Source organism: Streptomyces sp. NPDC005263, from assembly GCF_042872365.1.
Taxonomy (GTDB): domain Bacteria; phylum Actinomycetota; class Actinomycetes; order Streptomycetales; family Streptomycetaceae; genus Streptomyces.
The window spans coordinates 1-25814 of record NZ_JBIAKJ010000024.1; the positions used below are offsets into that span (position 1 = coordinate 1).

The 25814-nt window shown below is 70.0% G+C and carries 14 protein-coding genes, 1 tRNA gene and 1 rRNA gene; 12 read left to right on the forward strand and 4 right to left on the reverse strand.

Annotation, left to right across the window (positions count from 1 at the left end):
* From rrf to ACFYRY_RS42465, 3 genes are all read left to right on the forward strand, one after another.
* Nucleotides 1-92, forward strand: a 5S ribosomal RNA gene (rrf, locus tag ACFYRY_RS42455); the annotation flags it as partial.
* Nucleotides 93-206: 114 nt separating this feature from the next.
* Nucleotides 207-869: a DegT/DnrJ/EryC1/StrS family aminotransferase gene (locus ACFYRY_RS42460; protein ID WP_389158766.1), complete on the forward strand. Its 663-nt coding sequence runs from the start codon at nt 207-209 to the stop codon at nt 867-869.
* A gap of 93 nt (nt 870-962) precedes the next feature.
* Nucleotides 963-1038: transfer RNA gene (locus ACFYRY_RS42465), tRNA-Thr, on the forward strand.
* Between the two features lie 61 nt (nt 1039-1099).
* Here ACFYRY_RS42465 and ACFYRY_RS42470 read toward each other — a convergent pair.
* The gene (locus ACFYRY_RS42470) at nt 1100-3853 is read right to left on the reverse strand and encodes a SpoIIE family protein phosphatase (RefSeq protein ID WP_389158734.1); all 2754 of its coding nucleotides are present in this window, start codon (nt 3851-3853) and stop codon (nt 1100-1102) included.
* Nucleotides 3854-4229: 376 nt separating this feature from the next.
* On the opposite strand from ACFYRY_RS42470, the gene ACFYRY_RS42475 reads away from it, so the two are divergent.
* The 9 genes from ACFYRY_RS42475 (at nt 4230) to ACFYRY_RS42515 (ending at nt 18883) form a co-directional block, all read left to right on the forward strand.
* Complete coding sequence (locus ACFYRY_RS42475; RefSeq protein WP_389158737.1) at nt 4230-9716, forward strand: HAMP domain-containing protein; 5487 nt, start codon at nt 4230-4232, stop codon at nt 9714-9716.
* Nucleotides 9717-10056: 340 nt separating this feature from the next.
* The gene (locus tag ACFYRY_RS42480) at nt 10057-10740 is read left to right on the forward strand and encodes a two-component system response regulator (protein WP_389158740.1); all 684 of its coding nucleotides are present in this window, start codon (nt 10057-10059) and stop codon (nt 10738-10740) included.
* A gap of 190 nt (nt 10741-10930) precedes the next feature.
* Nucleotides 10931-13639 (forward strand): DNA translocase FtsK, encoded by a 2709-nt coding sequence (locus ACFYRY_RS42485; protein ID WP_389158743.1) that lies wholly within the window; start codon nt 10931-10933, stop codon nt 13637-13639.
* A 232-nt stretch (nt 13640-13871) separates the two neighbouring features.
* Nucleotides 13872-14714 carry a helix-turn-helix domain-containing protein gene (locus tag ACFYRY_RS42490; protein ID WP_389158746.1) on the forward strand — a complete coding sequence of 281 codons (843 nt, stop codon included), beginning with the start codon at nt 13872-13874 and terminating at the stop codon, nt 14712-14714.
* Between the two features lie 108 nt (nt 14715-14822).
* Nucleotides 14823-16319, forward strand: coding sequence for a 30S ribosomal protein S12 methylthiotransferase RimO (gene rimO, locus ACFYRY_RS42495; protein ID WP_389158749.1), 1497 nt, complete (start codon nt 14823-14825; stop codon nt 16317-16319).
* A complete protein-coding gene (gene pgsA, locus ACFYRY_RS42500; protein WP_389158752.1) occupies nt 16316-17158 on the forward strand; it encodes a CDP-diacylglycerol--glycerol-3-phosphate 3-phosphatidyltransferase in 843 nt (280 codons plus the stop codon). Before rimO ends, pgsA begins: the two co-directional genes overlap by 4 nt.
* Nucleotides 17155-17700 carry a CinA family protein gene (locus ACFYRY_RS42505; RefSeq protein WP_389158754.1) on the forward strand — a complete coding sequence of 182 codons (546 nt, stop codon included), beginning with the start codon at nt 17155-17157 and terminating at the stop codon, nt 17698-17700. Before pgsA ends, ACFYRY_RS42505 begins: the two co-directional genes overlap by 4 nt.
* Before the next feature lie 109 nt (nt 17701-17809).
* Nucleotides 17810-18190: a helix-turn-helix domain-containing protein gene (locus tag ACFYRY_RS42510; protein WP_164347000.1), complete on the forward strand. Its 381-nt coding sequence runs from the start codon at nt 17810-17812 to the stop codon at nt 18188-18190.
* A gap of 405 nt (nt 18191-18595) precedes the next feature.
* Complete coding sequence (locus ACFYRY_RS42515) at nt 18596-18883, forward strand: hypothetical protein (protein WP_389158768.1); 288 nt, start codon at nt 18596-18598, stop codon at nt 18881-18883.
* On the opposite strand, the gene ACFYRY_RS42520 is transcribed toward ACFYRY_RS42515, so the two are convergent.
* From ACFYRY_RS42520 to ACFYRY_RS42530, 3 genes are all read right to left on the reverse strand, one after another.
* Nucleotides 18831-19595, reverse strand: coding sequence for an SDR family NAD(P)-dependent oxidoreductase (locus tag ACFYRY_RS42520; protein ID WP_389158757.1), 765 nt, complete (start codon nt 19593-19595; stop codon nt 18831-18833). The two genes, ACFYRY_RS42515 and ACFYRY_RS42520, sit on opposite strands and share 53 nt — an antisense overlap.
* A 32-nt stretch (nt 19596-19627) precedes the next feature.
* Nucleotides 19628-20449 (reverse strand): Fpg/Nei family DNA glycosylase, encoded by an 822-nt coding sequence (locus ACFYRY_RS42525; protein WP_389158760.1) that lies wholly within the window; start codon nt 20447-20449, stop codon nt 19628-19630.
* An 85-nt stretch (nt 20450-20534) separates the two neighbouring features.
* Nucleotides 20535-25592, reverse strand: coding sequence for an ATP-dependent helicase (locus tag ACFYRY_RS42530; RefSeq protein WP_389158763.1), 5058 nt, complete (start codon nt 25590-25592; stop codon nt 20535-20537).
* Nucleotides 25593-25814: the final 222 nt, after the last annotated feature.

Genomic DNA, 25814 nt, shown 5'->3' on the forward strand with positions numbered 1-25814 from the left:
CGCCCGGTTACATTTCGAACCCGGAAGCTAAGCCTTACAGCGCCGATGGTACTGCAGGGGGGACCCTGTGGGAGAGTAGGACGCCGCCGAACAATCATTCAAAGGGTTGGATCCTGAACTTCGGTTCGGGGTCCAACCCTTTTTTGTTGTGCGTCACTTGAAGTTCACGTTGCGCAACCAGCATCCAAAGCATGGGTACTGCTGCAATGCTCAGGGCCGCCGGCGTCGGAGTCGGTGACGAGGTCGTCGTACCGGCCTTCGGGAACGTGGAGGTCGCCGAGGCCGTGGTGTTGGCCGGCGCGCTTCCGGTGTTCGCCGACATAGAACCGCTGACCTACTGCCTCGCCCCGTCCGCTGTCGAGGCGGCCGTGACCTCGCGGACGGCGGCCGTCGTCGTCGTACACCGCTTCGGTCGGCCGGCCGACATGGCGCGGCTGTTGGGGCTCGGGGAGAGGCATGGGCTTCTCGTGCTGCAGGAGGCGGAGTCCGAGGCGCCGTACGACGAAGTCGCTCAACGCCGACAGCGGGCGGCCTATCTGGACATGAAGTTGCGGGGTGTGCGGACGCCTGAAGGAGGTGTCGGCCACAGCTATCAGCAGTACGTGGTGCGGGTGCCGGGGAACGGGCGGCCGGACCGGGACGCCTTCGCCCGCGCCGTGCGCGCTCGAGGTGTCGACTGCCGGGTCCCGGTGAAGACACCGGTGCACCGGATGCCCGAATACCGTCGGTGCGTGTCCCTGCCGGAGACCGAGCGGGCCGCCGACGAGACGTTGGCGCTGCCGGTGGAAGCGTCCCTGACGAAGCGGGACATGCAGCGGATCGTGGGCGCGTGCAATGCCCTCGGCGGGCTGCTGCAGCCGGCCTTCTGAGGGCGGCCGGACCCGGTGCACGTGGTTGGGAGCACAGACCTGTTCGGGGTATGATCTATTCCGTTGCCGCGGGGGAAACCTCGAAGGCGACCGGCCCCCATAGCTCAGTCGGCAGAGCGTCTCCATGGTAAGGAGAAGGTCAACGGTTCGATTCCGTTTGGGGGCTCCAGAAGAAGAAGGCCCTCGCCCTTTCGGGCGGGGGCCTTTCGCATGTCGTCGTCCGACCTTCGTCAGTCCTTGTGGTGGCCGGGGACGCGCATCGCGAGGATGGCCATGTCGTCTGACGGGGCGTCCGACGCGAAGCGTTCCACCGCGCGCATGATGCGGGCCGCGACCGCGCCCGCCGTGAGGCCCGTGCAGGTGGTGAGGACATCGGCGAGGCCGTCGTCGCCCAGCATGCGGGTGCCCTCGCGGCGTTCGGTGACGCCGTCCGTGACACACAGGAGGACGTCACCGGGATCGAGCGTGACGTCCTGCTCGTACAGCTCCAGGTCGTCCATGACGCCCAGGAGCGGCTGAGGTTCGGCGGCCGGTTCGACCGTGCCGTCCTGGCGGAGACGGAGCGGGAGAGGGTGGCCCGCGCAGACCACCTTCAGCTTGGCGCTGCCGTCCTCCTGTGGCCACAACTCGCCGTAGAGGAGAGTCAGGAAGCGGCTGCGGGCGCCCTCGTCGAGAATCGCCGAGTTCAGGCGCTCCAGGACCGCCGGGCCGCTGAGGCCCTCGCGGGCCAGCAGCCTCAGCGCATGACGGGCCAGGCCGGTGACCGCCGCGGCGTTCGGGCCCGTGCCGCAGACGTCTCCGATGGCGAAGCCGTAGGCGCCGTCGCGGATGGGGAAGAGGTCGTAGAAGTCACCGCCGACCTCGTTGCCCTCGCCGGCCGCGCGGTAGATGACCTCGACCTCCACGCCGTCGATCTCGGGCAGTTCGGGCGGCAGGAGACTGCGCTGGAGGGACTGGCTGATCGCTGTGCGCTCGGAGTAGAGGCGGGCGTTGTCGAGGGCGAGCGCGGCCCTGCGGGAGAGGTCCTCGGCCAGCTCCAGGATCTCCTGGCGGAAGTGCTCGTCCGTGGGCTTGCCCAAGGTCAGCATGCCGATGACGCGGTTACGGGCGACGAGCGGGAGGACGACGGTCTCGCCGCCGACCGCGGAGGCGGTGGCGAGCGTCGGACCGATGCCTGAGGCGATCTGACGGGTCGGGCCGCCGTTGAGGCCCAGACTGCGCATGGAACTGCGCAGGGCCGCCTGGTGGGCCGCCTCGCCGGGCGCCGACCAGACCCGGGCGCCGGGAGTCGGAATCGGGTCCGGCGGGTGCACCTTCGACAGCAGGGACTTGATGCCGTCGATCAGGTCCTCGTCCTCGTGCAGGACGTACGACAGATACGGCTCGGAGGCCTGGTCGGCGATGGTGTACACAGCGCACCAGGTGGCCAGGGTCGGGACCGTCATCTGCGCCATGAGGGCGAGGGTCTGGTCGCGGTCCAGAGTGCCGGCCAGGAGGTCCGAGGCCTCGACGAGGAAGCTCAGGGAGCCTCGGCGCAGTTTCTCCAGCTCACCGAGGCGGGCCGACTCCACCGCCAGCGCGATGCGGTCGGCGGCGAACTGGAGGCGCAGGGCCTCCTCGTTCGAATATCTGCCGGGTGCCTCAGCCGCGACACCGAGGGAGCCCGTGAGGCGGCCCTCGACCTTCAGGGGCACGGTGACCACCGAGCGCATGCCGGTGCCTCTCAGCAGCGGTACGGCACCCGGTACGGCCGTGAGGTCGTCGTGGACGGCGGGCATACGGGCCGAGCTGTAGCGGCCGGGGCCCGCCTCCACGGGGACGCGGGCGAAGCGCTGGCGGGCGGAGGGCAGGCCGGTGGAGGCGCGGACCTCCAACTCCGTTTCGTCGTCGGTGGCCAGGAGCAGGAAGGCGGAGTCGGCGTCCAGCATGTCGCGGGCGCGTTCCACCGTGCGCTGGAGGAGACCGTCGAGGTCGTCCGGGGCGGGCGAGCCGATGAACACCTCGAAGGGGTCGGTGCTCTGGCCGTCGGAGGACGTGGTCGTGTCGGAGGCGGGCACGCGCAACGGTGTCTGCAAAACGGCTCGTTCGTGGTCCCGGACGAGAAGGCAGACGGTGGAGGGCTCACCGGTCGTGTCGCGGACCCGGAGATGGGACGCGTACACGGAGGTGACGCGGCCGGTGGCCGCCCGGATGCCGTAACTGCCCTCCCAGCGGGACAGTTGGAGGGCCTCCGCGATGCCGGTGCTGGTGCCGGGGGTGTGCGGCCAGGCGGCGAGGTCGGTGAGGGGCTTGCCGATGACGTGTTCGGCTGCGTAGCCGAAGAGTTCCTCGCCGTCCTCGTTCCAGGACGTGATGGCGCCGGTGCGGTCGATCTGGACGACGGCGACACGGACACGGCCGTCGGCGAGCGGGAGGAGGGCGGAGGGCAGCGACGGGCCGGCGGCGCGGGTACCCACCGGGCGTTCGGGGAGGTCGAGTTGGAACCAGACCTGTTTGTGGGTGGGCGTGTAGTCCACGCCCCAGCGGTTCGCCAGCGCCGCGCACAGTTGGAGGCCGCGGCCCCCCTCGCGGTCGAGGTTGCCCATGTTGACGGCCTGGCCCTGGAGGGGGATCTCGCGCTCCGGGTAGCGGTCGGCCACCTCGATCCGTACACCATCGTCACCGCGTAGACACAGGACGTCCGCGGAGGTGCCCGCGTGTACCACCGCGTTGGTCACCAGTTCGCTCGTAAGGACGACGGCGTCGTCGATGATGTCGGCGAAGCCCCAGCCCTGCAGGGTGTCGCGAACGAAGGATCGGGCGCTTGCGACCGATCGCCCGACGGGCTCGAAGCTGGCGGCCGCGCGCGCGGTGATCACTGAACTCCTCGGCCTGTTGTCGACGTGCTGGGCTGCCTGGCCTGCCGGATGGTGCCGCTGTTGCGGCAGTCCACCCGTCGGCCGGGGGTCCGGGGGCTGTTCCCCAGGGATCAGTCCGGTGGTCATGTGTGCGGCCGCCCCTCCGTGCCCGCTCGTTCTCGTGCCACCGCCCAGGCCGGACGGACCGGCGCGGCTGGACAGCCGCATGCAAGGTTACTTACCTTCCCCGTCCCTGCGGATGCCGGTCGGCGGTGTTTCCGCCCGGAGGGTGTGCGGACGATGTGCGAAGCTGCCGAACTGTTATGGCCTGGTTCGGCCGGGGTGAAACACTGGGCAAGCTTCCGGTGAAGGTACTGGCAGGCTGAGTGAGGTTTGCACGCGGTGGGCAGCAGCCCCCTGGCGCGGCCTGATATAGCGGACATGGATACCCAGCAGTAACTCGTACGCCGAGCAGTAGTACGCGAGCACAGCAGTAACGGTCGACCCCTGCGGGAGGGACACAGTGGAGTCTGGCGCAGCGACGCGGGGCACTAAAACGCGCGCGAAAGGCGGACAGTCCCCGAGTAACCAGCGCAAGACGCGTGGCGGGACCACCGCGGTGGACACGGCTGCCCTGGACAGACTGATGGCGGCTCTCGTGGCGATGCGCGACGGGAACTTCCGTAAGCGGCTCACGGTGACCGGAGACGGTCCGATGTCGGAGATCGCCGCGGTTTTCAACGAGGTGGCCGACCGCAATCTCCATTTGACGGGTGAGCTGACGCGGGTGCGGCGCGTGGTGGGGCGCGAGGGAAAGCTGACAGAACGGCTGGAAACAGGCGCCTGTGAGGGTTCCTGGGCGGCCGCGATCGACAACTCGAACGCCCTTGTGGACGATCTGGTACGGCCTGTCGCCGAGGTGGGCCGGGTGCTGTCGGCGGTGGCGGAGGGCGATCTGTCGCCCCGTATGGAGCTGCGGACGCAGGTACCGGAGGGCAGCGGGCATCCGCTGCGCGGTGAGTTCCTGAAGGTCGGGCGGACCGTCAACAACCTGGTGGACCAGCTGTCGACGTTCACCGACGAGGTCACGCGGGTGGCCAGTGAGGTGGGTACCGAGGGCAAGCTGGGCGGTCAGGCCCGGGTGCGCGGTATGTCCGGTTCATGGAAGGACCTCACCGAGTCCGTCAACACGATGGCGTACCGGCTGACGGCGCAGGTGCGGGACATCGCGCTGGTGACGACGGCGGTCGCCAAGGGTGACTTGTCCCGGAAGGTCACGGTTCACGTCGAAGGCGAGATGCTGGAGCTGAAGAACACCGTCAACACGATGGTGGACCAGCTCTCGTCCTTCTCCTCCGAGGTGACGCGGGTCGCCCGCGAAGTGGGTGTCGAGGGTGAGCTGGGCGGCCAGGCGCAGGTGCCCGGTGTGGCGGGGGTGTGGAAGGACCTCACCGACTCGGTGAACCTCATGGCCGGCAATCTGACCGCTCAGGTGCGCGGGATCGCCCAGGTGACCACCGCGGTCGCCAACGGTGATCTGTCGCAGAAGGTGACGGTGTCGGCGCGCGGCGAGGTCGCGCAGCTCGCCGACACGATCAACCAGATGACCGAGACGCTGCGGACGTTCGCCGACGAGGTCACGCGGGTCGCCAACGAGGTGGGAGCCGAGGGACGGCTCGGCGGGCAGGCGAACGTGCCGGGTGCGGCGGGGACGTGGAAGGACCTCACCGATTCGGTGAACACGGTCTTCCGGAACCTCACGATCCAGGTACGGGACATCGCCGCCGTGACCACGGCCGTGGCCAGCGGTGACCTGTCGCAGAAGGTCACGGTGGACGTGGCCGGCGAGATGCTGGAACTGAAGAACACCGTCAACGGGATGGTGGACCAGCTGTCCGCGTTCGGTGCCGAGGTCACGCGAGTGGCGCGCGAGGTCGGTGTCGAGGGTGAGCTGGGCGGCCAGGCGCAGGTGTCGGGGGCCGCCGGTACGTGGAAGGACCTCACGGACTCCGTCAACACGGCCTTCCGGAACCTCACCGGACAGGTGAGGAACATCGCCCAGGTGACGACGGCGGTGGCCAACGGCGACCTCTCCCAGAAGGTCACCGTGGACGTCTCCGGCGAGATGCTCCAGCTGAAGAACACCGTGAACACGATGGTGGACCAGCTCTCGGCCTTCGCCGACCAGGTGACGCGGATGGCCCGGGACGTGGGCACCGAGGGACGGCTGGGCGGTCAGGCCGTGGTGCCGGGCGTGTCCGGTACGTGGAAGGAACTCACCGACTCCGTCAACTTCATGGGCGGCAACCTCACCTCGCAGGTGCGGCAGATCGCCCAGGTGACGACGGCGGTGGCCCGGGGTGACCTGTCCCAGAAGATCGACGTCGACGCGCGCGGCGAGATCCTGGAGCTGAAGAACACCATCAACACGATGGTCGACCAGCTGTCCGCGTTCGCCGACCAGGTGACCCGGGTCGCGCGCGAGGTGGGCACGGCCGGGCAGCTGGGCGGTCAGGCGCAGGTGCCCGGCGTCGCCGGGGTGTGGCGTGACCTGACGGACTCCGTGAACGGCATGGCGTCCAACCTCACCGGCCAGGTGCGCAACATCGCCCAGGTCGCGACGGCGGTGGCCCGGGGTGACCTGTCCCAGAAGATCACCGTGGACGCGCGCGGCGAGATCCTGGAGCTGAAGAACACCCTGAACACGATGGTGGACCAGCTGTCGTCGTTCGCCGAAGAGGTCACGAGGGTGGCCCGTGAGGTGGGCACGGAGGGCATCCTCGGAGGTCAGGCCGAGGTGCAGGGGGTCTCCGGCACCTGGAAGGACCTCACGCAGTCCGTGAACTTCATGGCCAACAACCTGACGATCCAGGTGCGCAACATCGCCGAGGTCACGACCGCGGTCGCCAAGGGCGATCTGTCGAAGAAGATCACCGTCGACGCGAAGGGCGAGATCCTCGAACTCGTCACCACCGTGAACACGATGGTGGACCAGCTGTCGTCGTTCGCCGAGCAGGTGACCCGGGTGGCCCGTGAGGTGGGCACCGAGGGCATCCTCGGCGGGCAGGCGCACGCGTCGGGTGTCACGGGCATCTGGAAGGACCTCACCGACAACGTCAACCTGATGGCCAACAACCTGACCGTGCAGGTGCGCAACATCTCCCAGGTCGCGGCGGCCGTCGCCAACGGTGACCTGACGCGGACGGTGACGATCGAGGCGCGCGGTGAGGTCGCTCAGCTCGCCGACACCTTCAACACCATGGTGAAGACGCTGAGTTCGTTCGCCGACCAGGTCACCAAGGTGGCCCGCGAGGTGGGCACGGACGGCATCCTGGGCGGTCAGGCGCGGGTGCCGGGTGTGGCCGGTACCTGGAAGGACCTCACCGAGTCGGTGAACCAGATGGCGTCCAACCTGACCGGTCAGGTGCGGAACATCGCCATGGTGACCACGGCCATCGCCAAGGGTGACCTGACCAAGAAGATCGACATCGACGCCCGCGGTGAGATCCTCGAACTCAAGACGACGATCAACACCATGGTCGACCAGCTGTCCTCGTTCGCCGAGGAGGTCACCCGAGTCGCCCGCGAGGTGGGCACGGAAGGCCAGCTGGGCGGTCAGGCACGGGTGCGCGACGTCGACGGCACCTGGCGCGACCTCACCGAGTCGGTGAACGAGATGGCCGGGAACCTGACCCGGCAGGTGCGTGCCATCGCGCGCGTGGCGACCGCGGTGACCCGTGGCGACCTGAACCTGAAGATCGACGTGGACGCGTCCGGCGAGATCCAGGAACTCCAGGACTACATCAACAAGATGATCGCCAACCTGCGTGACACCACGATCGCCAACAAGGAGCAGGACTGGCTCAAGGGCAACCTGGCCCGTATCTCCGCGCTGATGCAGGGCCGCCGCGACCTGGCGGACGTGGCCTCCCTGATCATGAGCGAGCTGACGCCGGTGGTGTCCGCGCAGCACGGCGCGTTCTTCCTGGCGATGCCGCTCCTCGACGGCAAGGACATCCGCGCCGAGAGCGAGGACGAGTACGAACTGCGCATGCTCGGGTCGTACGGCTACTCGATGGGCTCCATGCCGACGTCGTTCCGGCCCGGTGAGGCGCTCATCGGGACGGCCGCCCAGGAGAAGCGCACGGTTCTGGTGGAGAACGCGCCCAGCGGCTATCTCAAGATCTCCTCCGGTCTCGGAGAGGCGCCGCCCGCACAAGTGATCGTCCTTCCGGTGCTGTTCGAGGGCAAGGTGCTCGGAGTCATCGAGTTGGCCTCCTTCACTCCCTTTACGCAGATTCAGAGGGATTTCCTCAACCAGATCGCCGAGATGATCGCGACCAGCGTCAACACCATCTCCGTCAACACCAAGACCGAGGTGCTGCTGAAGCAGTCGCAGGAGCTCACCGAACAACTGCGCGAGCGGTCGGCCGAGTTGGAGAACCGGCAGAAGGCTCTGCAGGCCTCGAACGCCGAACTCGAGGAGAAGGCCGAGCTGCTGGCCCAGCAGAACCGGGACATCGAGGTCAAGAACACCGAGATCGAGGAGGCGCGTCAGGTTCTGGAGGAGCGCGCCGAGCAGCTCGCCGTGTCCATGCGCTACAAGAGCGAGTTCCTCGCGAACATGTCGCACGAGTTGCGGACGCCGCTCAACTCGCTGCTGATCCTGGCCAAGCTGCTCGCCGACAACGCCGAGGGGAACCTGTCCCCGAAGCAGGTCGAGTTCGCCGAGACGATCCACGGGGCCGGTTCCGACCTGCTCCAGCTGATCAACGACATCCTGGACCTGTCGAAGGTCGAGGCGGGCAAGATGGACGTCTCGCCGACGCGTATCGCGCTGGTCCAGCTCGTCGACTACGTGGAGGCCACCTTCCGGCCGCTGACCGCGGAGAAGGGCCTGGACCTGTCCGTGCGGGTGTCGCCGGAGTTGCCCGCGACGCTGCACACGGACGAACAGCGGCTGCTCCAGGTGCTGCGCAACCTGCTGTCCAACGCGGTGAAGTTCACCGACTCCGGCGCGGTCGAGCTGGTCATCAGGCCGGCCGGCCGGGATGTGCCGGCGGCGATCCGCGAGCAGTTGCTGGAGGCAGGTTCGCTGCGGGACGCGGGTGCCGACCTGATCGCGTTCTCGGTGACCGACACCGGTATCGGGATCGCGGCCAGCAAGATGCGGGTGATCTTCGAGGCGTTCAAGCAGGCGGACGGTACGACCAGTCGCAAGTACGGCGGTACCGGTCTGGGGCTGTCGATCTCGCGCGAGATCGCGCAGTTGCTCGGCGGTGAGATCCACGCGCAGAGCGAGACCGGGCGTGGATCGACGTTCACGCTGTATCTGCCGCTGTACCCGAGCGAACTGCCGCCGCAGGGCTATCAGCAGCTCGCGCCCGCTCTGGGGGCCGGTGACCTGGTGGCGTCCGCCACGAGGCAGCTCGAGTCGATCGAGCTGTCCGACGTGGAGATCGAGACGCCGGCCGAGGTGAAGTCGTACCAGGAGACGCAGAACGGCGCCGCCGCGCTCTTCCGCCGCCGCCGCAGGCCCGTACAGGAGATCGAACAGCGGCACGCGCAGCTGGAGCAGTGGCCGACGGTCACGGAGCAGGAATCGACACCGAAGCCGCGTCGTGGCATCCGGTTCGGTGGGGAGAAGGTGCTGATCGTCGACGACGACATCCGCAATGTCTTCGCGCTGACCAGCGTCCTCGAACAGCACGGGCTGTCCGTGCTGTACGCCGAGAACGGCCGCGAGGGCATCGAGGTGCTGGAGCAGCACGACGACGTGGCGGTCGTCCTGATGGACATCATGATGCCCGAGATGGACGGTTACGCGACGACCACGGCGATCCGCAGGATGCCGCAGTTCGCCGGGTTGCCGATCATCGCGCTGACCGCGAAGGCGATGAAGGGGGACCGGGAGAAGGCGATCGAGTCGGGTGCCTCCGACTACGTCACCAAGCCGGTCGATCCGGATCACCTGCTGTCGGTGATGGACCAGTGGATGCGTGGCGAGTGACCGGTGGATGGATGAGGAGTGACGGGAACGGTCGGACCGTGTTCGGGCTTCGTGCCGATGTCGCGGGAACCTCCGGTGGAAGCGCGGAGTTGCTGATCCGGGGTGGCCGGGGTCGTGTAGAAGTACGGGATCCGGGGAACCTTCTGGTCTCCCGCTGCGTTTCTGCTATGTGCACCGTGACATCACGGTGACAGGGTGTGGCGACAGGCGGGGTGCGGCTACGATGACCGGCACAAGGACGGGCGGCGCAAGGGAGTCGTCCCCGGGGGCGGCGCCGGTCGGCGTCACCCCGAGTCCTGCGGACAGGGGAGGCCCCACGCCGGGGCGAGGAGGGCGGGCCATGGTGCAGAAGGCCAAGATCCTCCTGGTCGATGACCGGCCGGAGAATCTGCTGGCGCTGGAGGCCATCCTCTCTGCGCTCGATCAGACGCTGGTGCGGGCATCGTCCGGGGAGGAAGCGCTCAAGGCGCTGCTCACGGACGACTTCGCGGTCATTCTGCTGGACGTCCAGATGCCGGGCATGGACGGATTCGAAACGGCCGCGCACATCAAGCGGCGGGAGAGGACCCGGGACATCCCGATCATCTTCCTCACCGCGATCAACCACGGACCGCATCACACCTTCCGCGGGTACGCGGCGGGCGCGGTCGACTACATCTCGAAGCCGTTCGATCCCTGGGTGCTGCGCGCCAAGGTGTCCGTGTTCGTCGAGCTGTACATGAAGAACTGTCAGCTGCGCGAGCAGGCGGCGCTGCTGCGGCTCCAGTTGGAGGGCGGCGGCGGCAAGTCCGAGGCCGGCGAGGCCAAGGAGCCCGCGGGACTGCTCGCCGAGCTGTCCGCGAGGCTCGCAGCGGTCGAGGAACAGGCCGAGGCGCTGTCCAAGCAGTTGGACGACGATTCCGCGGACGCGGCGGCGGTGGCCACGGCGGCCCATCTCGAACGCAAGCTCACGGGGTTGCGTCGCGCGCTGGACGCGCTCGAGCCGGGTACCGGGAGTTCTCCCGCGGTGCCCTCACAGAATTGACGCATGCCGTAGTCGGCGTGGCCTACAGGGCTGCCTGGCTGCGGTTGGCGTTTTTCGCGGGGGTCTGTCGCGCTGTCGGCGGCGTCGAGCGTGAGCGGGCGTCAATTCTGCTCCCTTTCAGGGGCGACACGAATGGGTGAAGCAGTGGGCACGCGTGTCCGCTGCCGTCTCCACCGGTAACCTCACACCTATGGCCTCACGTCCCTCCGCAGCCAAGAAGCCCGCCAAGAAAGCGGCCGCTCCGGCGAAGAGGGCCGCCGCGAAAAAGGCCCCCTCGAAGAAAGCGCCCGCCAAGAAGGCAGCGGCGAAGAAAGCCGTGCCCCCGAGGCCGGCGCCGAGCCCGACCGGTGGCATCTACCGCCTCGTCCGTGCCGTCTGGCTCGGTCTGGCGCACGCCGTCGGTGCGGTGTTCCGCGGGATTGGGCAGGGCGCGAGGAACCTCGACCCCGCCCACCGCAAGGACGGCGTCGCGCTGCTGCTCCTCGGTCTCGCGCTGATCGTCGCCGCCGGCACCTGGTCGAACCTGCGCGGCCCCGTCGGTGACCTCGTCGAGATGCTGGTGACCGGAGCCTTCGGCCGGCTCGACCTGCTCGTGCCGATACTGCTCGCGGTCGTCGCCGTACGGTTCATTCGGCACCCGGAGCAGCCCGAGGCCAACGGGCGCATCGTGATCGGGCTGTCCGCGCTGCTCGTCGGCGTGCTCGGCCAGGTCCACGTCGCCTGCGGCTCGCCCGCCCGCAGCGCCGGCATGCAGGCGATAAGGGACGCCGGCGGCCTCATCGGCTGGGGCGCGGCCACCCCGCTGACGTACACCATGGGCGACGTCCTCGCCGTACCCCTGCTCGTCCTGCTCACGGTCTTCGGGCTGCTCGTCGTCACGGCGACCCCGGTCAACGCCATCCCGCAGCGGTTGCGGCTGCTCGGTGTGAAGCTGGGCATCATCCACGACCCGGTCGAGTACGAGCTGGGCGACGACGACGAGCGGTACGACGAACAGTGGCGCGAGGCGCTGCCCGCGCGCACCCGCCGGCGCGGTTCGGTCCCGGCGGAGTACGACCCCGACAGCGCCGAGCAGGACGCGCTCACCAAGCGCCGCGGTCGTCCTCGGCGCTCGGCCGTTCCGCAGCCCGACATGAACCGCGCCCCGGACGCCGTGGACGTCGCCGCGGCCGCCGCCGCGGCGCTCGACGGTGCCGTCATGAACGGCATGCCGCCCTCGCCGATCGTCGCGGACCTCACCCAGGGGGTCACCGTCGCGGACCGTGCGGAGACGACGCCGACACCGACACCCGTACCGGCGCCGGCCTCCCGGCCCAAGCAGGAGAAGCTCGACACGCCCCGCAAGGGAGAGGTCCGGGACCTCACGAAGTCGCCGCCCAGCGAGCCGCGCGAGCTGCCCGCGCGGGCCGAGCAGCTGCAGCTGTCCGGGGACATCACCTACGCGCTGCCCTCGCTCGACCTCCTCACCCGCGGCGGTCCCGGCAAGGCGCGCAGCGCCGCCAACGACGCCGTGGTCGCCTCACTCACGAACGTCTTCACCGAGTTCAAGGTCGACGCCTCCGTCACCGGCTTCACCCGTGGGCCGACGGTCACGCGCTACGAGGTGGAGCTCGGACCCGCGGTGAAGGTCGAGCGGATCACGGCCCTCGCCAAGAACATCGCGTACGCCGTCGCCAGTCCGGATGTGCGGATCATCAGCCCGATCCCCGGCAAGTCGGCCGTGGGCATCGAGATCCCGAACACCGACCGCGAGATGGTCAACCTCGGTGATGTGCTCCGGCTGGCCGAGTCCGCCGAGGACGACGACCCGATGCTGGTCGCCTTCGGCAAGGACGTCGAGGGCGGTTACGTCATGCACTCGCTGGCGAAGATGCCGCACGTGCTGGTCGCCGGCGCGACCGGTTCCGGCAAGTCCTCCTGCATCAACTGCCTGATCACCTCGGTCATGATGCGGGCGACACCCGAGGACGTCCGGATGATCCTGGTCGACCCCAAGCGCGTCGAACTGACCGTGTACGAGGGCATCCCGCACCTGATCACGCCGATCATCACCAACCCCAAGCGGGCCGCCGAGGCGCTCCAGTGGGTCGTACGGGAGATGGACCTCCGGTACGACGACCTGGCGGCGTACGGGTACCGGCACATCGACGACTTCAACCGCGCCGTGCGCGAAGGGAAGGTCAAGCCCCCGGAGGGCAGCGAGCGGGAGCTCTCGCCGTATCCGTATCTGCTGGTGATCGTCGATGAGCTCGCCGACCTGATGATGGTCGCGCCGCGGGACGTGGAGGACTCCATCGTGCGCATCACGCAGCTCGCGCGCGCGGCCGGCATCCACCTGGTGCTCGCCACCCAGCGGCCCTCCGTCGACGTCGTCACCGGTCTGATCAAGGCGAACGTGCCCTCCCGGCTGGCCTTCGCCACGTCCTCGCTGGCCGACTCGCGGGTCATCCTCGACCAGCCCGGTGCCGAGAAGCTGATCGGCAAGGGCGACGGGCTGTTCCTGCCGATGGGGGCGAACAAGCCGACCCGTATGCAGGGCGCCTTCGTGACCGAGGAGGAGGTCTCGGCCGTCGTCCAGCACTGCAAGGACCAGATGGCGCCGGTCTTCCGCGACGACGTCACCGTGGGCACCAAGCAGAAGAAGGAGATCGACGAGGAGATCGGCGACGACCTCGACCTGCTGTGCCAGGCGGCCGAGCTGGTGGTCTCCACCCAGTTCGGGTCGACGTCGATGCTGCAGCGAAAGTTGCGGGTCGGCTTCGCGAAGGCGGGGCGGCTCATGGACCTGATGGAGTCCCGGGGGATCGTCGGACCGACCGAAGGGTCGAAGGCTCGTGACGTTCTTGTGAAGCCTGACGAGCTGGACGGCGTGCTCGCGGTGATCCGCGGGGAGGCTTAAAGAGAGCCCCAAGGCGAGTGTTCGATCGTGACTCACTCGTAAGGGATCATTGAGCAACCGTTTCCCTTCGGCGTACGTCAAGTTGAGGGAAGCGAAAAGTACCGCCCGCCATCGGCGTGTCCGGCCATACCGATGGCGTACAAAGTCCCACCGTCCGGTTGCCTCACCCTTTCGTACCCCCCATAGACTGAACCTCCAGCACAGGCGGCTAAAACGCTCGAAAGGCGCCCCCGTGTCCATCGGCAACTCCCCTGAAGACGAGCGTCCGTTCGAAGACGACCGTGAGGAAGCCCGCCTCTCCATCGGTCGCGTCCTCCAACAAGCACGTATCGCGGCCGGGCTGACAGTCGACGACGTCAGTTCTGCCACCAGGGTCCGCCTGCCCATCGTGCACGCCATCGAGGCGGACGATTTCGGTCCGTGCGGTGGGGACGTGTACGCCCGCGGGCACATCCGAACCCTGGCCAAGGCCGTCCAGCTGGACCCTGGACCGCTGCTCGCCCAGTTCGACGCCGATCATGGTGGGCGTCCGGCTCCCACGCCGGCCGCACCTCTGTTCGAGGCGGAGCGCATCCGGCCGGAGCGGCGCGGTCCCAACTGGACCGCGGCCATGGTCGCCGCGATCGTCGTCGTCGTGGCGTTCGTCGGGTTCACTGCGGTCAAGGGCGGTGGCGACGACGACGGCGCGAACACGCAGGTCGCCGAGGGTGTCAAACCTTCGGCGAGCAAGAAGTCCTCGCCCACCCCGAAGAGCGACAAGCACGAGGGCGCGAAGCCGGAATCCTCGGACAGCGCCATCGCGGCCGCGCCCCAGGACAAGGTGACGGTCCAGGTCAGCGCCTCCGACGGGAAGAGCTGGATCTCCGCCAAGGACCACAACGGCCGACTCCTGTTCGACGGACTGCTCAAGCAGGGCGAGTCCAAGACCTTCCAGGACAGCGACAAGGTCAACCTCGTCCTCGGAGACGCGGGCGCGATCCAGCTGTATGTGAACGGCAAGAAGATCGAGAACGACTTCCAGCCCGGGGCCGTGGAGCGGCTCACGTACACGAAGGGCGACCCTCAGGTCGGGTGAGAACGCCCCGGTGTCGGTCAGGGGCGCTGGGGCGAGGAAGGGGGCTGGCCGGGATCGGCCAGCCCCCTTCGACATGGGGTGTCAGTGGGACGAAGTAGTCTTGAGCCCATGCCTGAACGCCGTACCGTCGCACTTGTCACTCTTGGCTGCGCCCGCAACGAGGTGGACTCGGAGGAGCTCGCAGGCCGTTTGGAGGCGGACGGCTGGGACCTCGTGGAGGACGCCTCCGACGCGGACGTCGCAGTCGTCAACACGTGCGGCTTCGTCGACGCCGCGAAGAAGGACTCCGTCGACGCCCTTCTGGAGGCCAACGACCTCAAGGGGCATGGCAGAACCCAGGCCGTCGTGGCGGTGGGCTGCATGGCCGAGCGGTATGGCAAGGACCTCGCCGAGGCTCTCCCCGAGGCCGACGGTGTACTCGGCTTCGACGACTACACCCACATCTCCGACCGCCTGCAGACCATCCTGAACGGCGGCATCCACGCCTCGCACACCCCCCGTGACCGGCGCAAGCTGCTGCCGATCAGTCCGGCCGAGCGGCAGGAGTCGGCGGCGTCCGTCGCGCTCCCGGGGCATGGGCCGGCCGAGCAGGATGCCGCGGTCGCCCCTGCCGATCTTCCGGAAGGGATCGCTCCGGCCTCTGGACCCCGCGCGCCGCTGCGTCGTCGCCTGGACGGCTCCCCGGTCGCCTCGGTGAAGCTCGCCTCCGGCTGCGACCGGCGCTGCACCTTCTGCGCCATCCCGTCCTTCCGCGGCTCGTTCATCTCACGCCGGCCCTCCGATGTGCTGAACGAGACGCGCTGGCTGGGCGAGCAGGGTGTGAAGGAGATCATGCTGGTCTCCGAGAACAACACGTCCTACGGCAAGGACCTCGGCGACATCCGCCTGCTGGAGTCGCTGCTGCCCGAGCTCGCCGAGGTCGACGGCATCGAGCGGGTGCGCGTCAGCTACCTCCAGCCGGCCGAGATGCGGCCCGGGCTGATCGACGTCCTCACCTCAACGCCCAACGTGGCGCCATACTTCGACCTGTCCTTCCAGCACTCCGCGCCCGGCGTGCTGCGTGCGATGCGCCGCTTCGGTGACACCGACCGCTTCCTGGAACTGCTCGACACCATCCGGAGCAAGGCCCCCCAGGCGGGCGTGCGCTCCAACTTCATCGTGGGCTTCCCCGGCGAGACCGAGGACGACCTGGCCGAGCTGGAGCGCTTCCTGAACGGCGCGAGGCTGGACGCCATCGGTGTCTTCGGGTATTCCGACGAGGACGGCACGGAAGCGGCGACGTACGAGAACAAGCTCCACGAGGACATCGTCGCCGAGCGGCTCGCGCGGGTCTCCCGGCTCGCCGAGGAGCTCGTCTCCCAGCGGTCCGAGGAGCGTGTGGGCGAGACCGTGCAGGTGCTCGTGGAGTCGATCGACGACGAGGGCGTCCACGGCCGTGCGGCGCACCAGGCACCCGAGACCGACGGCCAGGTACTGCTCACGAGCGGCGAAGGACTGAGCGTCGGCCGTATGGTCGAGGCAAAGGTGGTCGGTACGGAGGGTGTCGACCTGGTGGCCGAGCCGCTGCAGGGTTCGCTCGCGTGTAGTGAGGAGGCGGCAAGATGACCGGAGTACCGGCGTCCGCCGCGGGTGGCTCCTCCGCCGCCAAGGGCGGGACCGCGGGTGCGGCCGCTTCGGCCCCGGGTGCTCCGTCGGCGTCCGGTGCCGCCTCCGGTTCGGCCGGCCCCGCCGGTATGGTCTCCGGTCCCTCCGGCGCGTCTCACCCGCCTGCCGTCTCCGGTCCTTCCGGTGGCTCCGGGGCTGATGCCGATGCGAAAGCTGCGCGCGGCGGGAAGATCACGGCTGCGGCCGTCAACCAGGCCAGTGTCTGGAACATCGCCAATTTCCTGACCATGCTCCGCCTGCTCCTCGTGCCGGGTTTCGTCGCGCTGATGCTGGCCGAGGGCGGATACGACCCGGCGTGGCGCTCGCTCGCCTGGGCGGCCTTCGCCATCGCCATGATCACCGACCTGTTCGACGGGCATCTGGCGCGGACGTACGACCTCGTCACCGACTTCGGGAAGATCGCCGATCCCATCGCGGACAAGGCGATCATGGGTGCGGCGCTGGTCTGTCTGTCCGCGCTGGGCGACCTGCCGTGGTGGGTGACGGCCGTCATCCTCGGCCGGGAACTCGGGATCACGCTGTTGCGTTTTCTGGTCATCCGGTACGGCGTCATCCCGGCCAGCCGCGGCGGCAAGCTGAAGACCCTCACCCAGGGGGTGGCCGTCGGGATGTATGTCCTGGCACTGACGGGGTGGCTGGCCACTCTGAGGTTCTGGGTGATGGCGGCGGCGGTCGTGTTGACCGTCGTGACCGGACTCGACTATGTGAGACAAGCCATTGTGCTGCGCCGGCAGGGAATCGCCGAGCGCAAGGCGGCGTTGGAGGAGACGGAAGCGTGAGTTCCCCGGCCACCGAAGTGGTGAGACTACTCACGGTGAGGGGTGAGACGCTCGCTGTCGCCGAGTCGCTCACCGGCGGACTCGTTGCGGCGGAGGTCACAGCGGCCCCTGGAGCCTCGGTGGCTTTTCGAGGCGCGGTGATCGCCTATGCCACCGAACTCAAACAAAGGCTGCTGGGTGTCGACGCCACTCTGCTGGCGGAGCACGGAGCGGTGGATCCGCAGGTCGCGGCCCAGATGGCCGCCGGAGTGCGTAAGGCGCTCGGCACCGACTGGGGCATCGCGACCACCGGAGTCGCCGGGCCGGAACCGCAGGACGGCAAGCCCGTAGGCACGGTTTTCGTGGCCGTGGACGGGCCGTCCGCCCCGGATTTCGAAAACACCGGTGGCGGGAAAGTGACGGAGCTGCGGTTGAACGGCGACCGGGCGGAAATTCGTATGGAGAGTGTACGGAGCGTACTCGCACTGCTCCTGGAGGGGCTTGCGAGCGAACAGACCGGGAATGAGCGGGCACAGGATACGGAACGGAACGGGGGGTTTTGATGTTTGCAGCCCTGAGTGAACACGACATCGCTCCCCGCACGGCCGCGGCGCTAGGCGGTACGGTGGGGCGAGAAGGATGCGGCTACGCGGTCCGAGGAGGGAGCCACCGATGATTCTGCTCCGTCGCCTGCTTGGTGACGTGCTGCGTCGGCAGCGCCAGCGCCAGGGCCGTACTCTGCGCGAAGTCTCCTCGTCCGCCCGAGTCTCACTCGGCTATCTCTCCGAGGTGGAGCGGGGGCAGAAGGAGGCTTCCTCTGAGCTGCTCTCCGCCATCTGCGACGCGCTGGACGTACGGATGTCCGAGCTCATGCGGGAAGTGAGCGACGAGCTCGCCCTCGCCGAGCTGGCCCAGTCTGCTGCGGCCACTCCCAGCGAGCCTGTGACCACGCCGGTTCGCCCGATGCTGGGTTCCGTCTCGGTGACCGGTGTGCCACCGGAACGGGTGACCATCAAGGCGCCGGCCGAAGCGGTGGACGTGGTCGCCGCGTGACATCGCGCGGTAGTGCGCGTGAGCTGACGACGCACTGAGAAGTGTGCGGGCCCCGGTCGGGGTCTCTCGGACGGTCCGGAAACGGATCTTCTGGAGAGGCGCCGGCCGGGGCTTTCGTGCATCGTGGACCCGGGTGAGCGAGTTCCGGCCGCGACCGTGTGCCGCTGGTGCGCCCTCCCTGCGGGAGTGGACGGCGGTCTGGCGTCGGGCTGGAGGTGGGCCATGGCACGGCCGATAGCGGGGCGTGGGGCTGTGCCCGTGGGGCTTGGGCGCGTGCGCGGGGCCTGTGCCGCTTGGGGCGCTGGGGTGGCTTGGCGGTTCGGGGGCGCTCCGGGGTTGGTGGGTCTTCGGGTTTCTTGGAGATCCAGGAGTTTCTGGGGTTCCTGGGGCTTTCGTGGGGCGGTTCTGGGGCTCGGGGTGCTGTGGTGGTGGGCCGTGCTGCGGCTTGCGCTGTCGCCGGACGCGGGGGCGTTGGAGGGGGCGGTCGCGGCCGGCGGATGGGGGCTGAGTCTGCTGCCGGTGCACTGTGTGCCGAAGACGCGGACCGCGGGCGCTGTGGCGGCGGGGCGGTGGGGGCGGGCGTGGCGGGCGGCCGGGTCTGCCGTAGCGGTGCCGGGAGGGGAGGGCGAGGGCACTGCTGCTACCAAGGCATGGCCACCCCACCGTTCGGACGCAGGATCTGGCCCGTCGTGAAGGCTGAGGCGTCGGAGGCGAGGTAGAGGACGGCGTGGGCGATGTCCTCGGGCTCACCGACCCGGCCCAGCGGTGACATACGAGCCATCAGTGACTCGGTGCGCGCCTGTGCCTCGGCGTCGTGGCGGTCGGTCATACGGGTGCGGATCCAGCCGGGCGCGACCGCGTTGACCCGGATGCCGTGTCGGCCGACCTCGGTCGCCAGCGTCTTCGTCAGCTGGACGACGGCCGCCTTGGCCGCGCCGTAACAGAGCAGGCCGGCACCGCCCGTATCCACGGCTCCCGAGGCCATGGTGACGATGCTGCCCCTGACGTCCCGGGCGAGCATCAGCCGGGCGGCTTCCTGGCAGGAATGGAGCACGCCCTTGAAATTGACGTTCAGCACCCGGTCGAGGTCCTCGTCACGGGTCTCCAGGACCGGGCTGCTGTGCATGATCCCGGCGATCGCGGCCATCACGTCGAGACGCCCGCAGGAGGCGACGGCCTGGCTGAGCTGCTCGCGGTCGGTGACGTCGAGGTGATGGGCGTGGGCATGCCCTCCCGCGTCGTTGATGCTCCTCGCCGTCTCTTCCAGGCCGGGTGCATCGAGGTCCGCGCAGTGCACGGTGGCGCCGGCCCGGGCCAGCATGACGGCGGACGCGCGGCCGATGCCGCCGGCGGCGCCGGTGACGAAGGCGGTGCGTCCGGTGAGGTCGTACGCGCTGACGGCCATGAGGGGACGGTACGAGGGTTTCTGACGGTGCGTCAATTAGTTGTACGGGTCTGGGCCCGCGCCGGAGCGGGGCCGGACTGGCAGCCCGGGCACCAGTACGTGGGGCGTTCGCGGGAACCGTCGCCCTGGTCGGCGACGCGGACGGGCGTACGGCAGCGGAGGCAGGGGCGGGGCGCGCGGCCGTACACGAACAGGTCCTGGCCGCGGCGGCCCGTCGTGATACGGATCGGACGGTCCCGGTTGGCCTCCAGGAGCTTCTTGGCGAGCACGGGCAGGTGCGTGGCGCGGTCGCGGGGAAGGGCGCCGACGGGCAGCCAGGGGGTGACACCGAGGAGGAAGCACAGCTCGCTCTTGTACACGTTGCCGATGCCGGCGAGATTGCGCTGGTCGAGCAGGGCCTCGCCGAGGGGGCGGGCGGGGTCGGCGAGAAGGTTGGCCAGGGCCAGGTCCGGGTCCCAGTCCGGGCCCAGGAGGTCGGGGCCGAGGTGGCCCACGGCCCGGTCTTCGTCGGCCGTGCGGAGGAGTTCGAGGACCGGGAGACGGTAGCCGACGGCCGTGCGGTCGGCGGTTTGCAGGATCACGCGGATCTGGTGGGCGGGGCCACCGGTCCAGCGCTGGTCGTTGGCGTACACCTTCCACGAGCCGTCCATCCGCAGGTGCGAGTGGAGGGTCAGACCGCCCTCGACGCGGGTGAGGAGATGCTTGCCGCGCGGGGTGACGTCCAGGACCGTGCGGCCGGTGAGATCGGCGGTCGCGTACTTGGGAACCCGCAGGTCGCTGCGGGTCAGTACCTTGCCGGCGAGGGCGGTGTGCAGCCGCCGGGCGACCTGCCAGACCGTGTCTCCTTCGGGCATGGGTCAAGGGTGGCACGGTGGGGGCGGGGCGTGCGGGGTGTGCGGCCGGCGACACCGGGGTCCCGGATGCCCACCGGGGGCAGGTTCAGGCTCGCAGGCGCAGGCCGCGGGGGGTGGCGATGAAGCCCGCTCCTTCCAGGAGGGTGCCGAAGGGGGACGTCAGGGCCGAGGAACCGTTGACGCGTTCCACGGTGACCGTGCCGAGGGAGCCGGCCTTCGCGGCCTTGGCGAGCGCCTCGGACGCGGTTCGCAGACGGGAGTCGTCGGTGGCTGTGCCGTCGGGGTCGGCGGGCCAGGCCAGCAGGGTCTTGCCGCCCCGCTCCATGTAGAGGGTCAGTTCACCGTCGACCAGCACCACCAGGGAGCCCGCTTTGCGGCCCGGCTTGTGCCCGGCGCCCGTCGGGGGTTCCGGCCAGGGGAGAGCAGCGCCGTACGCGTTCGCGGGGTCGGCGGCGGCGAGCACGACGGCTCGGGAGTCGGGGGTGGGGCGAGGGCGGCGTCCGGGCGGCGCGGAGCTGTAGGGGCTGTACGGGCCGGTCTGGGGGGCGAGGTCGCGGGGGGAGGTCCATTCGCTGCGCGAGGTGGGACCGGGGAAGGGGGGCCAGCCGTCGTCACCGGAGGCGGTGCCGGACGGTGTGCCGGATGGGGTGCCGGGTTCGGTGGGGGTGGTCTGGTCGTCGGGCTGGTTCTGTCCGGCCGAGGGGTTTTGCTCGTCGTTTCCGGTTCCGGTTCCGAAGAGGTCGGGTGCGCCGGCGACATCCTCGGGGAAGTCCGGGAGGGGGCCGAAGGCGTCGGGGCCGAAGTCGGTGTAGGGGGCGGAGCCGTCCTGGAGGGGGTCGGGGTGGGGAGCGAAGCTGCCGGGGGGGCCGTCGGTCCGGAGGGGGAGCGGTGGGGCTTCGCCGCGGTCGCGGGCGTTGGCCACCGCGCGGAGGCGGTCGACCGCGCCGTCCATGGCGAACTGGGCGGCGCCGAGGCCCTCGACCACATAGCCACGCCGTGCCTGGCCGCTGTCCTCGAAGGCGGACAGGATGCGGTACACCGCCGAGAAGCCGCCTTCCACGCCCTCCGCGGCGACCGCTCCCCGGGTCACCACGCCGTGCCGGTCCAGGAGGACGCGGGCCAGAGCGTGGGCACGCACCGTGGGATCCACCTCCCGGTCCGGGAGCAGGGACCAGCGGCCCGCGACGGTCGGCGGTCCGCTGCGGGAGGCGGGGCGGGCCGCGGCGGTCAGCGAGCCGTACCGCCCGCGCGGGATCGTGCGCTTGGCACGGTGGGCCGTGGAGCCCGCGGTACGACCCGAGCCCAACAGCGACCGCATGGGCGTCAGCGTGTCGTTGGTGAGCCTGCCGGACCAGGCCAGGTCCCAGAGAACGTCGCCCAGTTGGGGGTCGGTCGCGTCGGGGTGGGTGGTGGCACGGACCTGGTCGGCGATCTGGCGGAAGAACAGGCCGTAGCCACCCGAGAGGGCGTCCAGGACGGACTGGTGGAGCGCGGTCAGCTCCAGGGGGTGCGGAGTGGGGAGGAGCAGCGGAGCCGCGTCCGCCAGATAGAGCGAGACCCACCCGTCCTTGCCGGGGAGGGAGCCGGCACCGGCCCAGACGATCTCTCCGGCGGCGGTGAGTTCATCGAGCATCGCGGGCGCGTAGTTCGCCACGCGGGACGGCAGGACCAGCTTCTCCAAGGCGGACGCCGGTACGGACGCGCCCTGAAGCTGCTCGACGGCTCGCACCAACCCGTCGAGACCGCGCAGGCCGTGGCCCGTGCCGATGTGCTGCCACTGGGGGAGGAACTGGGCCAGCGCGGGCGGGGGCACCGGCTCCAGTTCGTGGCGCAGGGCGGCGAGGGAGCGACGGCGCAGGCGACGCAGGACCGTCGCGTCGCACCACTCCTGGCCGATCCCGGCCGGATGGAACTCCCCCTGGACGACCCTCCCCGTCGCCGCGAGCCGTTGCAGGGCGCCCTCGGTGACCGCGACACCGAGACCGAAGCGGTCCGCGGCCGTGGCCGACGTGAACGGTCCGTGCGTGCGCGCGTGGCGCGCGAGGAGGTCACCCAACGGGTCCTTGACGGGCTCGGTGAACGCCTCCGGAACGCCCACCGGGAGCGCCGTGCCCAGTGCGTCGCGCAGACGGCCCGCGTCCTCGATCGCCGCCCAGTGGTCGGCGCCGGCGATACGGACCCGGATCGCGCGGCGGGCGGCAGCCAGCTCCGGCGCCCACTGCGGCTCGGCGCCCCGCTCGGCGAGCTCGTTGTCCGTGAGTGGGCCGAGGAGGCGCAGGAGGTCGGCGACCCCCTCGGCATCCTTGACGCGGCGGTCCTCGGTGAGCCACTGGAGCTCCTGCTCCAGCTCGGTCAGCACCTCGGCGTCGAGCAGTTCACGCAGCTCCGCCTGGCCGAGCAGCTCGGCCAGCAGACGCGAGTCCAGGGAGAGAGCGGCGGCCCGGCGCTCGGCGAGCGGTGAGTCTCCCTCGTACAGGAACTGGGCGACGTACCCGAAGAGGAGGGAGCGTGCGAAGGGGGAGGGCTCGGGGGTGGTGACCTCGACGAGGCGGACCCTGCGGGATTCCAGGTCGCCCATCAGCTCGACCAGGCCGGGGACGTCGAAGACGTCCTGGAGGCATTCGCGGACCGCCTCAAGGACGATCGGGAAGGAGCCGAACTCGCTTGCCACCTGGAGCAGTTGGGCGGCGCGCTGGCGTTGCTGCCACAGCGGTGTGCGCTTGCCCGGGGTGCGGCGGGGCAGCAGCAGCGCGCGCGCCGCGCACTCGCGGAAGCGGGACGCGAACAGGGCCGAGCCGCCGACCTGGTCGGTGACGACCTGGTCGACCTCGCCCTTGTCGAAGACGACGTCCGCCGCTCCGACGGGCGCCTGCTCCGAGTCGTACTCCGTGCCCGCCTTCATGGGCGCCTGGTCGAGCAGGTCCAGGCCCATCAGATCGGCGTCGGGCAGCCGCAGGACGATGCCGTCGTCGGCGTGCATGACCTGGGCGTCCATGCCGTACCGCTCGGAGAGCTTGGCGCCGAGCGCGAGGGCCCATGGGGCGTGCACCTGGGCGCCGAAGGGAGAGTGCACCACGACCCGCCAGTCGCCGAGCTCGTCGCGGAAGCGCTCCACGACGATCGTGCGGTCGTCCGGGACGTGGCCGCAGGCCTCGCGCTGCTCGGCCAGATAGGACAGGACGTTGTCGGCCGCCCAGACGTCCAGGCCCGCGGCGAGGAGGCGGAGGCGGGCGTCCTCCTGGGGGAGGGATCCGACCTCGCGGAGGAACGCGCCCACCGCGCGGCCCAGTTCGAGCGGGCGGCCCAGCTGGTCGCCCTTCCAGAAGGGGAGCCGGCCCGGGACGCCGGGTGCGGGGGAGACCAGGACGCGGTCGCGGGTGATGTCCTCGATACGCCACGAGCTGGTGCCGAGGGTGAAGACGTCGCCGACTCGGGACTCGTAGACCATCTCCTCGTCGAGTTCACCGACCCGGCCGCCGCCCTTCTTCGGGTCGGAGCCCGCGAGGAAGACTCCGAAGAGGCCGCGGTCGGGAATCGTGCCGCCGGAGGTCACGGCCAGGCGTTGGGCACCGGGGCGGCCGGTGATCGTCCCGGCCACCCGGTCCCAGACCACACGCGGACGCAGCTCCGCGAACGCGTCTGACGGGTAACGGCCGGCGAGCATGTCGAGGACGGCCGTGAAGGCGGACTCGGGGAGGGAGGCGAAGGGTGCGGCCCGGCGGACCATGGCGAGCAGGTCGTCCAGCTGCCAGGTGTCCATCGAGGTCATCGCGACAACCTGCTGCGCGAGGACGTCCAGGGGGTTGGCGGGCACCCTGAGGGACTCGATGGAGCCGGTACGCATCCGCTCGGTGACGACCGCCGCCTGGACCAGGTCTCCGCGGTACTTCGGGAAGACCACGCCGGTGGAGACGGCTCCGACCTGGTGTCCCGCGCGGCCGACGCGCTGCAGACCGGACGCCACGGAGGGGGGCGACTCGACCTGGATGACCAGGTCGACCGCGCCCATGTCGATGCCCAGTTCAAGGCTGGAGGTCGCCACCACCGCGGGCAGGCGGCCGGCCTTCAGATCCTCCTCGACGAGGGCGCGCTGCTCCTTGGAGACCGAGCCGTGGTGGGCGCGGGCGATGACCGGGGGCGCGCCCTGGGCCGCGCCGGAGCCGCCCATCAGCTCGGCGGGGGCATGCTGCTCGTCGAGGGGGTCGCCGGTGGCCCGCTCGTAGGCGATCTCGTTGAGCCGGTTGCAGAGTCGTTCGGCGAGGCGGCGGGAGTTGGCGAACACGATCGTCGAGCGGTGCGCCTGCACGAGGTCGGCGATGCGTTCCTCGACGTGTGGCCAGATCGACGGGCGTTCCGCGCCTTCGCTGCCGTCGGCGACCGGGGATCCGCCGAGTTCGCCCAGGTCCTCGACCGGGACGACGACCGACAGGTCGAACTCCTTGCCGGACTTGGGCTGGACGATCTCCACCTTGCGGCGGGGGGAGAGATAGCGGGCGATCTCGTCGACCGGGCGGACCGTGGCCGAGAGTCCGATGCGGCGGGCCGGCTTCGGGAGGAGTTCGTCCAGGCGCTCCAAGGAGAGGGCGAGGTGGGCGCCGCGCTTGGTGCCGGCCACGGCGTGGACCTCGTCGAGGATCACCGTCTCGATTCCGGTCAGCGCCTCGCGGGTGGCCGAGGTCAGCATCAGGAACAGGGACTCCGGTGTGGTGATCAGGATGTCCGGGGGGCGGGTGGCCAGGGCGCGGCGCTCTGCGGGCGGGGTGTCGCCGGAGCGGATGCCGACCTTGACCTCCGGCTCGGGCCGGCCCAGGCGGACGGATTCCTGGCGGATTCCGGTCAGGGGGCTGCGGAGGTTGCGTTCCACGTCGACGGCGAGGGCCTTGAGCGGGGAGACGTAGAGGACGCGGCAGCGCTTCCTGGGGTCGGCGGGCGGGGGTGTCGAGGCGAGCTGGTCGAGGGCGGCGAGGAAGGCGGCCAGGGTCTTGCCGGAGCCGGTGGGGGCCACGACCAGGACGTCCGAGCCCGCCGAGATGGCCTGCCACGCGCCCGCCTGGGCGGCGGTGGGCGCGTCGAAGGCGCCCGTGAACCAGCCGCGGGTCGCGGGGGAGAAGCCGTCCAGGGCTCGGTGTGCGGAGCTGACCATGTGTCCATCCTGCACCTCGGGACTGACAATGTGTCTGACCTGCGGGAATGGGGTGGGGGAGGGTGGTGGGGGTGCCTGCGGCGGCCTGTGCGGGTTCGGTGGGGGTGGCTGTAGCGCCATGCGGTTTGGTGGGGGTCGGGGCCGGGGGGGGGGGGGGGGGGGGGGGGGGGGGGGGGGGGGGGGGGGGGGGGGGTGGGGGGGGGGGGGGGGGGGGGGGGAGGG